We start from the raw sequence: 10,650 nt of genomic DNA on the forward strand, positions 1-10,650 counted from the left end.
CAACGCTTTTAGATGCCAACAGCTAGTTAATTTACTTATCACCCAGCTGTTCTGACACTGTGCTGCCCGACGTTGGAGTATTCGGTTCATCAGCTGGCATGGTTGCCGTTGGTGTATTGTCATTGTCAGATGATTTATTTTTGGTCCCATTGTCCCAACCCGCTGGAGGACGAACTTCTTTGCGATTCATCAAGTCATCAATCTGTGGCGCATCAATAGTTTCATACTTCATCAACGCGTCTTTCATGGAATGTAAAACATCCATATTTTCCAACAACAATTTACGTGCGCGCTGATAGTTACGCTCAACAAGTAATTTAACTTCCTGATCGATGATACGCGCAGTCTCATCAGACATATGCTTGGCTTTCGCTACAGAGCGGCCGAGGAAAATCTCGCCCTCTTCTTCAGCATACAGCAACGGCCCCAGTTTTTCGGAGAAGCCCCACTGCGTTACCATGTTACGCGCAATAGACGTTGCCACTTTGATATCATTCGAGGCACCGGTAGAGACTTTCTCTGGGCCGTAAATGATCTCTTCGGCAAGACGACCACCGTACAAGGTAGAAATCTGGCTTTCCAATTTTTGGCGGCTAGCACTGATAGCATCACCTTCAGGCAAGAAGAAGGTGACACCCAGAGCACGGCCACGAGGAATAATCGTCACTTTATGCACTGGATCATGCTCTGGCACTAAACGACCAATAATGGCATGCCCTGCTTCATGGTAGGCCGTAGATTCTTTCTGAGCTTCTGTCATTACCATGGAGCGACGTTCCGCGCCCATCATAATTTTGTCTTTCGCTTTTTCGAACTCAACCATAGAAACAACGCGTTTGTTACCGCGGGCGGCAAACAATGCAGCTTCGTTTACCAGGTTCGCCAAATCGGCACCAGAGAAACCTGGAGTACCACGAGCGATTACTGAAGCATCAATATCGATATCTAATGGCACACGGCGCATGTGAACTTTCAGAATCTGTTCACGACCACGAACATCAGGTAAACCAACCACAACCTGACGGTCAAAACGGCCTGGACGCAATAACGCGGGATCCAGAACGTCTGGGCGGTTAGTTGCTGCAATAACGATAATACCTTCATTACCTTCGAAGCCATCCATTTCAACCAGCATCTGGTTCAGTGTCTGTTCACGTTCATCATGACCACCACCCAGACCTGCACCACGTTGACGGCCTACTGCATCGATCTCATCAATAAAGATGATACAAGGCGCAGCTTTTTTAGCCTGTTCAAACATGTCACGGACACGGGATGCACCGACACCAACGAACATTTCTACGAAGTCAGAACCAGAAATTGTGAAGAATGGCACTTTAGCTTCGCCTGCAATCGCTTTCGCTAGCAAGGTTTTACCCGTCCCCGGAGGGCCTACCATCAACACGCCTTTAGGGATCTTACCGCCCAATTTCTGGAAACGGCTTGGCTCACGCAGGTAGTCAACTAATTCACTGACCTCTTCTTTTGCTTCGTCACAACCAGCAACATCAGCAAACGAGGTTTTTATCTGATCTTCCGTCAGCATTCGGGCTTTGCTTTTACCAAAGGACATTGCTCCTTTGCCACCGCCGCCCTGCATTTGACGCATAAAGAAGATCCAGACCCCAATCAATAACAACATTGGGAACCAAGATATAAAGATAGATGCCAGTAAGCTCTGCTCTTCTGGTGGCTCACCAACAACTTTCACATTTTTAGTCAATAAGGTATCTAGCAGCTTTGGATCATTGACCGGAATAAAAGTCGTATATTTGCTGTTATCTTTCTTACTAACGTTAATTTCACGTCCATTGATACGTGCTTCACGAACCTGATCTTGGGTTACGTCGGACATGAAAGTAGAGTAATCCACTCTACGGCCATTCGATTCGCTGGGACCAAAGCTCTGGAATACAGACATCAAGACGACTGCAATAACTAACCAGAGAATTAGGTTTTTCGCCATGTCACTCAAGGGATTAACCTCATATTACAACTGTGTTAACAAACAGCGTTAGGGTACTACAGTTTCCGCCCTGTCGCTACAATGTACACTTCACGCGATCGCGCACGAGAAGCGTCTGGCTTACGAATCTTAACTTTCGTAAACAGGGAGCGAATTTCCCGTAGGTATTCATCAAAGCCATCTCCCTGGAACACCTTCACCAGGAAACTTCCACCTGGTGCGAGTACATCACGACACATATCTAAAGCTAATTCAACCAGATACATTGATTTAGGTATATCGACTGCCGGAGTACCACTCATATTCGGGGCCATATCACACATGACCACCTGAACTTTTTTATCCCCAACGCGCTCAAATAAAGCTTTCAGGACCAGTTCATCACGAAAATCGCCCTGAAGGAAATCGACACCAACGATAGGATCCATTGGTAGAAGATCACAGGCGATGACTCGCCCTTTACTGCCAATCTGGGTTACAGCATATTGTGACCAACCACCAGGGGCTGCACCTAGGTCAACAACTGTCATACCCTGTTTAAAAAGTTTATCGCTCTGTTGTATTTCATCAAGTTTAAACCAGGCACGAGAGCGTAGCCCCTTTTTCTGTGCCTGAATTACATATTTATCGCTAAAGTGTTCTTGTAACCAGCGACTGGAGCTAGCCGAACGCTTTTTATTAGACATCTCTTTTTCCAACTATCTTAATTAAGAGCCCGCGCATCTGTTGCTCAGCTCGCGTAAACTCCTTACCGGCGTAGACCGATTTGGTGATACACATGAGATGGCGGTAGAATGAACCGTTTTCAATCCCAACTTAAGCAAAAAAGACGATGAATCTGAATAACAAACAAAAACAGCACCTGAAAAGCTTGGCCCATCCGTTAAAACCAGTAGTCATGCTGGGCAATAACGGCTTAACCGAAGGGGTGCTGGCTGAAATCGAACAAACGCTAGCACATCATGAACTTATTAAGGTGAAGATCACTGCTGAAGAGCGTGAAACCAAAGCCCTAATTGCTGACGCTATTGTACGTGAGACCGGTGCCGTTAACGTCCAAATGATCGGTAATATTTTAGTACTCTATCGCCCAGCGAAAGAACGCAAAATTATTTTACCGCGTTAATGACGCTTGTTTTAGAGAAAGGTGCCATGCACTTTGTTCTGATAAAAGGCCGCTTGCGGCCTTTTACTTTTCTTTACAACTTCATTTTTATAAATAATGGGCATTTACTGTTCAATACAGATCAGTATTACACATATTCGACGCTAAGAATTTCATATTCTACTTCGCCGCCTGGCGTATGGATAACAACAACGTCATCAACTTCTTTACCAATCAGGCCACGAGCAATAGGCGAATTAACCGAAATAAGATTTTGTTTAAAATCAGCCTCATCATCACCCACAATGCGGTAGTTCTGTTCTTCTTCAGTGTTCACATTTAATACACGAACAGTGGCACCAAAAATAACACGGCCATTGTTGGGCATTTTAGTGATATCAATCACCTGAGCATTAGAAAGCTTGGCTTCTATTTCCTGAATTCGGCCTTCACAGAACCCTTGTTGCTCACGGGCTGCGTGATATTCCGCATTTTCTTTCAAGTCGCCGTGTTCACGAGCATCAGCGATATCAGAAATAATTTTAGGGCGACGAACGCCTTTTAAATAATCCAGCTCTTCACGCAGCTTATCTGCGCCACGTACCGTCATCGGAATCTGTTTCATCTTTTAAATACCTCTAAATCTATCCTGTTCAAAAAACCGTCATCCTAACGTTTTCGAGTGAATATACGGTTAGCTTGATACCCTATCCGCTTCCAAGCGATAAACAAAAAAAACCCTGGGGCTAAAAAACCCCAAGTCAGGATCAATTTTGCATTTTGATATGCATTTTAACGTAGAGTTCCTTTAGGGTCATCGTTTACTTTCTCCCTCGTTGCACCGTAGTATGACAACACATTATTCAGCAGTTATACCGAAATTATGCATTTTTCACGAATTGTCAGTGGATTGGCCTGTTCTATCGTACTCAATATCAGTGTATCTAATGCCAATGCGGCTCAGGTCGAGAATTACACCCAGTATCTGCCTGATGGAGCAAATCTTGCATTAATGGTCCAAAAAATTGGGGCACCAACCCCTGTAATAGACTATCACGCCCAGCAGATGGCGCTACCGGCCAGTACGCAAAAAGTACTGACTGCCTTGGCAGCGTTATTGCAACTCGGCCCAGATTTTCGCTTCAACACGACCTTGGAAAGCCATGGCACGATTGCTGATGGTGTGTTGCGAGGTAATTTAATTGCCCGGTTTAGTGGTGACCCGACGTTAACGCGTCAACAACTGCGTAATATGGTTGCGACTCTAAGGAAAGCGGGGGTTAAACAAATCGCGGGTGATGTGGTTATTGATACCTCAGTATTCGCCAGTCATGACAAAGCACCAGGTTGGCCATGGAACGATATGACGCAATGCTTTAGTGCGCCGCCTGCTGCTGCCATTGTTGATCGCAACTGTTTTTCAGTCTCTCTTTACAGTGCGCCCAATCCCGGCGATACCGCATTTATCCGTATCGCATCTTATTATCCGGTACAAATGTTCAGTGAAGTCCGTACGTTAGCCAAAGGCTCACCCGATGCACAATATTGTGAGTTGGACGTCGTGCCAGGCGAGTTAAACCGGTTTACGCTTACCGGTTGTCTGACACAGCGCAGCGAGCCTCTGCCACTGGCCTTTGCGGTGCAAAATGGGGCCAGCTACGCCGGAGCTATCTTAAAAGATGAATTGAAAAAAGCTGATATTCAAATTGATGGCAATCTGCGCCGCCAAACGATACCAAGTCCAGCGGGAAAGGTACTAGCACAGACCCAATCAGCCCCCTTACATGATTTGCTGAAAATCATGCTGAAAAAATCAGACAATATGATCGCCGACACCGTCTTCAGGACCATTGGTCATCAGCGCTTTGGGGTTCCCGGTACTTGGCGATCGGGTGCTGATGCCGTTCGCCAGATTTTACGCCAAAAAGCAGGCGTTGATCTTGGTAATAGCATTGTGGTGGATGGATCTGGCCTATCGCGCCATAATCTTATTTCACCAGCGACAATGATGCAGGTTTTGCAATATATTGCTCAAAATGATCAAGAACTTAACTTTATATCAATGCTGCCTCTAGCAGGATATGACGGTACTCTACGCTATCGTGGTGGCCTGCATGAAGCGGGGGTTAACGGCAAAGTTTCAGCGAAGACGGGTGCACTGCAAGGGGTTTACAATCTTGCCGGTTTTATTACTACCGCCAGTGGGCAACGCATGGCTTTTGTACAATTTTTATCCGGTTATGCCGTTCCACCTGAAGACCAAAAAAATCGCCGGGCACCATTGGTTCGATTTGAGAGCCGCCTCTATAAAGATATTTATCAGAATAACTGAGAGCTATGAAATTACTGATTGTTGAAGATGATGAACTGCTACAACGCGGTATAGCCATGGCGCTAACCAGTGAAAACTATGCCTGCGACTGCACGGCTACCGCTGCTGAAGCTCACAGTTTGCTGCAAACCAGTCAGTACAGCATGGTTATTCTTGATCTCGGCCTACCGGATCAGGATGGTACTCTGCTATTACGTCAATGGCGTCGCCAGCATGTCACCCTGCCAGTACTTATCCTCACCGCACGTGATGCACTTGAGGACAGGGTGGACGGGCTGGATGCCGGTGCTGACGATTATCTTGTCAAACCGTTTGCCTTGGCTGAATTACTGGCCCGCGTACGTGCTCTCATCCGTCGCTATCAGGGGCAGAGTGACAACTTGGTACAGCAAGATGACCTGAGTCTTAACTTGTCGACACAGCAAGTATGTTTACAAGAGCAGCCATTAGAGATCACCCCTAAAGAGTTTGCTATCCTCTCCCGTCTGATCATGCGAGCTGGGCAAACAGTTAACCGCGAGTTGTTACAACAGGATCTCTATACCTGGAATGATGACCTTAGCTCCAATACGCTGGAAGTTCATATTCATAATTTACGGCGCAAGCTAGGTAAAGATCGTATCCGAACCGTTCGAGGTATTGGTTATCGATTGGAAGCCTTATCATGATCAGTATGCGCCGCCGTTTACTATTAATGCTGGCGCTGATTTTACTGGTGACCCAGTTGATCAGTGCATTCTGGTTATGGCATGAAAGTCAGGAGCAAATAAGTTTTCTGGTCGATGAAACTCTCAGCGCAAAAGCCCGTAATGAGCAGGTTGATAAAGAAATAGCTGAAGCTATTGCCTCCCTGCTCGCACCGTCGCTAATCATGATGACAATCACTCTGCTGCTGTCTTTCTGGGCTATCAGTTGGATTATCCGTCCACTTGACCAATTACAGCAAAAGCTGGCAGAACGCTCCGCAGATAACCTTTCCCCATTGGTTGTTAAGAGTGAAATGCAAGAGATTGTTTCTGTTACCTCAACACTCAATCAATTGTTATTGCGACTTTCCAATACCATTCAGCAAGAACGGCTATTTACCGCCGATGCCGCCCACGAACTGCGCACACCACTCGCAGGAATACGCCTCCACCTGGAATTAATGGAAAAGCAGGGGATTACCGAGAGTAAATCGCTGATCAATCGTATCGATCTGCTAATGCATACGATTGAACAGTTATTAATGCTATCGAGGGCTGGACAAAATTTTGCCAGTGGCCGTTATCAAACCCTAGATTGGGTTAACGATGTTGTCCCCCCCTTGCAGGAAGAGCTGGCTGAAATGTGTGAGTTGCGTCGGCAAAGAATACAGTGGGAATTACCGCCTCATGCACAAATGGAAGGAGACGCTACGCTACTACGCTTGATGCTGCGTAATTTGGTTGAAAATGCCCACCGCTATAGCCCGGTTGATAGCCAAATCACCGTCACTCTTTCTACTGAAAATCAGGGTGTATTACTGCAAGTAACCGATGAAGGCCCAGGGATAAAACAAAATCAGGCTGGTGAACTAACCCAAGCATTTAGGCGCATGGACCAACGCTATGGCGGCAGTGGCTTAGGATTGAATATCGTGATCCGTATTGCCCAGTTACATCAAGGTAAACTCACATTGGAAAACCGCCTTGATCGTACTGGTCTGAAGGCACAATGTTGGCTACCCGCGACCACTTACAGCCAGAGATAGATATGCTCACCGCCCCCAAACAAGGGCCACCCAACCCAAAAATAAGGGCCACCATGAAAGCATGGCAGCCCTTATTCAAATAATAACCGGAGAACTTAACGTTCGTAGATAATTTCTACGCCGTCATCATCTTCTTCATCCCAATCATCATCCCAGTCGTCTTCAGCTTCCGCTTCAACTTCCGCCAATTGCTCACGGTGGTAATCGTCCCACATGAACTCAACTTTCTCTGGCACGCTTTCAGCAATAGCCATGGCTTTAGGTTGAGAATTAAGGAAACTCATGACATCCCAGCACAGGGCATTCACATTGTCGCGATTCGCGGCTGAGATCATGTAGTACTTACCTTCCCATCCTAGAGTTTCTACAATGGCCTTAGCACGTTTTTCAGCTTCTTCTGGGTCTATTAGGTCAATCTTGTTGAAAACAAGCCAACGAGGCTTCTCAGCAAGGTTTTCGCTGTACTGCTGCAACTCATTAACAATTATTTTGGCATTTTCAGCTGGGTCTGATTCATCAATAGGAGCCAAATCTACCAAGTGCAATAATACCCGGCAACGCTCAAGGTGTTTCAGGAAGCGAATACCAAGCCCTGCACCATCTGAAGCGCCTTCAATCAAACCAGGAATATCGGCAATCACAAAGCTCTGTTCGTAATCCATTCGCACTACGCCCAGACTTGGGATCAGGGTAGTAAATGGATAATCAGCAACTTTAGGTTTAGCGGCAGAAACAGCGCGGATAAATGTCGATTTACCGGCGTTAGGTAAGCCCAACATCCCCACATCGGCCAATAACAATAGTTCCAGCATCAGCTCACGTGTTTCACCTTCAGTTCCCATGGTTTTTTGGCGTGGAGCCCTGTTAACCGAAGATTTGAAACGGCTGTTACCCAACCCGTGAAAACCGCCTTTGGCCACCATCAGCCGCTGGCCATGACGGACCATATCACCGACAATTTCACCAGTACCTTGATCCAATACTCGCGTACCAACCGGGACTTTAATGGTGATATCTTTACCGCGTTTGCCTGTACAGTCGCGGCTCTGGCCATTCTGCCCACGCTCAGCCCGGAAAGATTTTACAAAACGGTAATCAATCAGTGTGTTGAGGTTTTCATCAGCCAGCAAGTAAATATCGCCACCGTCGCCACCGTCGCCACCGTCAGGGCCACCGTTAGGGATATATTTTTCACGGCGGAAACTGACACAACCATTACCACCATCGCCTGCTACAACCAGGATTGCAGCTTCATCTACAAACTTCATTTACTTTCTCCGTAAAAAACCAATAGATTGTATCTACTTGTTTTATATTAATTTTATCGGTTCTTTTCGGCGTATTTTCTAGCTCTCGTGATACACCTAGTGATACACGGTATATCGTAAAAACACGAACGCACCAGAACCAGCACGAACAAGGGGGCGCATTGTACTCGCTTCTATAGGAAATTTCATCTGTATTAAAAGTAGACAGCCAGCCAGAAAAGGCCGCCTCTTGGCTAGCTGAACCTTAAACCAGTTGATTATATTGAATATGACTGGCCGTAATCTGATACCCGTTCCAGTATGCAGACCTGCCATTAACGGTAATCGTCTGCCCCAACGGGTAAAGCATTAACTCCAGCGCCAGCATATCAAAGGCAACAACCCGCAATGGGTAGTCACTGCGCTTGTCGCTGTCACTACGGCCATTACCTTACCTGTATGTTTTTATTCGCAAGTCAGTAATGAGTACCCACTCACCGTTACCCGTACCGGTTTATTATTGTAGGATAGATGTATCCCACATTAAGGAGCTATCCCGCCATGAGAATGACCAGCCGCAAAAAAGAGATATTGAGTTACTACGAACCGGATAACCGTGAATGGGTTACTGGTGAGATTGGCGCACCTCCCCTCGATGTGTCCGGGGTTGCATACATGCTTTTCGGTAGCAGCGCGGTAACGAATCTACGCTGTAATTGCGTCAGGGCATCGAAAAGCGCCTTCTGTTCTTCTGTAAGCGTCATTTCGCCCCCTTAAGATTTAACCGGTATAACATTTTCTCATTAACACGATAGCGAGTAAACCTTACCATTTCTTACCATCGATTAACGTGTGACCGCCAGCCAATGAAAGGGCTTGAACCTTATCAAAGAATATCATTTGGCTGGTAGGCCACACGTTACTATTTGTTCCCATCTGACGAGCTTAAACGTTTATCTTTGTCGCCACTCGCTACGTAGCAACCTCCAGTTATAGAGATATTAAATTGATTATTCATATTATTCTGAATAATCACTACTGGATATTAGCTTCACGGATCTCTGCCAATATAGCGGCAAGAAAATCAATCAGATTACTACACGAAATAAAGAGGTTGTCATACTGAACACGATCTCTAGATTCCCATTTACCGTATCGTACATCGTATGTATAGGTATCCAGTGATGATGAACCGATCTCTATACAATAACGACTTTCATCGCTCATTAACGATGGGGCCTCCTTGTCTAAGCGGGCCTTATAGCCATTATAAGTAAACAAATCATTTTCATAATCCCCATGCTTTTCAATTCCATATATACGAAAACCATCCAAATCGAAACCATCAGCGAGTTCTACAAGCGCCTTATATTGATCCCAAAATTCTTGAGGTGCTTTACCTATCTTTAGTTCAAAATCATATTCATAGAGTGAAGACGGAAACACGGCTGGTGGAAGAACGTCATATTCTAACTTTAGAGCCAACGAATTAAGCTCATCCACGATGTTATTAAGCTGGGTCATAATCTGCATCCTTTATGGATAAATCACACCTTTCGGAACGGGCCATAAAATCTCTTTGGCTCCATTAGTTCCAATTTGACGGGTTATATTGCTTTGCGTATTCGTAAAAAGGTTGTGTTCAAAATCTCTTTTAATGAGTACCAGATTACCAACATCATTGGTTCCGCTATCGTCGAGCGGTAACTTATGGTGCACATCCCAACCTTTCGGGGCCTTGCCATTTGCCAAATCTGCCAGAGTCGCACTATCAAACCGTTTTTTCACTTCTGGGTTATCGGAGATTGATTTTAAGAATTTACTCCTCACCCCCCTGAATTGCCCGCGCATTGTGATAAGTTCCGCACGATCACGGCGAATATAATCCATTTTAATAACGTCTATATTATTGAGTAATTTCTGCTCACCCTTTGTCTTGCCTAAATAATTTTTCAACTCTCCTAGGCTAGCTACGCTTGGCCGCCCAGCAACGGAGGCTCGACCCAGCATGAGCATGGATGACAACGCCACCAGCGAGCCAGCACTCTGTTCATTCAGCACCTGATCAAACCCTTTTGCCGCATCGCCACCCAGTTTTTTAGCGGTATCAGCGAACATTTCAGGGTTCTGGTTATACACACCACCCGCAGCAAGCAGACGACCCGCAGCCTTGCTATTGATTGGCCCGAATGCTTTCGGTACCGGCAGCTCGGATACAGAAGGCCTCACCTTCATTGGCGACTTCGTTGGCCGTGGCTTTCCACCCGT

At 46.0% G+C, this 10,650-nt stretch carries 10 protein-coding genes and 1 pseudogene; 4 read left to right on the forward strand and 7 right to left on the reverse strand.

Translation table 11 applies throughout. The annotated features are described in order from the left end of the window. Nucleotides 1-31: 31 nt before the first annotated feature. Together ftsH and rlmE are read right to left on the reverse strand one after the other, a co-directional pair. Nucleotides 32-1,966 (reverse strand): ATP-dependent zinc metalloprotease FtsH, encoded by a 1,935-nt coding sequence (ftsH, locus tag AC971_RS15845; RefSeq protein ID WP_038402110.1) that lies wholly within the window; start codon nt 1,964-1,966, stop codon nt 32-34. Between the two features lie 56 nt (nt 1,967-2,022). Continuing rightward, complete coding sequence (rlmE, locus tag AC971_RS15850) at nt 2,023-2,652, reverse strand: 23S rRNA (uridine(2552)-2'-O)-methyltransferase RlmE (RefSeq protein ID WP_025382411.1); 630 nt, start codon at nt 2,650-2,652, stop codon at nt 2,023-2,025. A gap of 146 nt (nt 2,653-2,798) precedes the next feature. On the opposite strand from rlmE, the gene yhbY reads away from it, so the two are divergent. Further along, nucleotides 2,799-3,092 (forward strand): ribosome assembly RNA-binding protein YhbY, encoded by a 294-nt coding sequence (gene yhbY / locus AC971_RS15855; protein ID WP_002210185.1) that lies wholly within the window; start codon nt 2,799-2,801, stop codon nt 3,090-3,092. A 127-nt stretch (nt 3,093-3,219) separates the two neighbouring features. On the opposite strand, the gene greA is transcribed toward yhbY, so the two are convergent. Further along, a complete protein-coding gene (gene greA, locus AC971_RS15860; RefSeq protein ID WP_025382410.1) occupies nt 3,220-3,696 on the reverse strand; it encodes a transcription elongation factor GreA in 477 nt (158 codons plus the stop codon). Between the two features lie 258 nt (nt 3,697-3,954). Between greA and dacB the strand changes: the two genes are divergently transcribed. Genes dacB through pmrB form a run of 3 tightly spaced genes read left to right on the forward strand, consistent with a single transcriptional unit; the run spans nt 3,955 to nt 7,135 of the window. Next, complete coding sequence (gene dacB / locus AC971_RS15865) at nt 3,955-5,403, forward strand: serine-type D-Ala-D-Ala carboxypeptidase (protein ID WP_025382409.1); 1,449 nt, start codon at nt 3,955-3,957, stop codon at nt 5,401-5,403. A 5-nt stretch (nt 5,404-5,408) separates the two neighbouring features. Further along, nucleotides 5,409-6,071 (forward strand): two-component system response regulator PmrA, encoded by a 663-nt coding sequence (gene pmrA / locus AC971_RS15870; protein ID WP_025382408.1) that lies wholly within the window; start codon nt 5,409-5,411, stop codon nt 6,069-6,071. Then, nucleotides 6,068-7,135, forward strand: coding sequence for a two-component system sensor histidine kinase PmrB (gene pmrB, locus AC971_RS15875; RefSeq protein WP_025382407.1), 1,068 nt, complete (start codon nt 6,068-6,070; stop codon nt 7,133-7,135). Before pmrA ends, pmrB begins: the two co-directional genes overlap by 4 nt. Before the next feature lie 95 nt (nt 7,136-7,230). Here pmrB and cgtA read toward each other — a convergent pair whose 3' ends face one another. The 4 genes and pseudogenes from cgtA to AC971_RS15890 form a co-directional block, all read right to left on the reverse strand. Then, nucleotides 7,231-8,403: an Obg family GTPase CgtA gene (gene cgtA / locus AC971_RS15880; RefSeq protein WP_025382406.1), complete on the reverse strand. Its 1,173-nt coding sequence runs from the start codon at nt 8,401-8,403 to the stop codon at nt 7,231-7,233. Between the two features lie 665 nt (nt 8,404-9,068). Then, nucleotides 9,069-9,146 (reverse strand): annotated as a pseudogene (locus tag AC971_RS23255) (terminase small subunit); the annotation flags it as partial. 271 nt (nt 9,147-9,417) lie between these two features. Beyond that, the gene (locus AC971_RS15885; protein WP_025382405.1) at nt 9,418-9,906 is read right to left on the reverse strand and encodes a YrhA family protein; all 489 of its coding nucleotides are present in this window, start codon (nt 9,904-9,906) and stop codon (nt 9,418-9,420) included. 12 nt (nt 9,907-9,918) lie between these two features. Beyond that, on the reverse strand, nt 9,919-10,650 hold a 732-nt coding region (locus AC971_RS15890), incomplete at its 5' end, for an HNH endonuclease signature motif containing protein (RefSeq protein ID WP_231573022.1).

Source organism: Yersinia similis, from assembly GCF_001053095.1.
Lineage (GTDB): Bacteria > Pseudomonadota > Gammaproteobacteria > Enterobacterales > Enterobacteriaceae > Yersinia > Yersinia similis.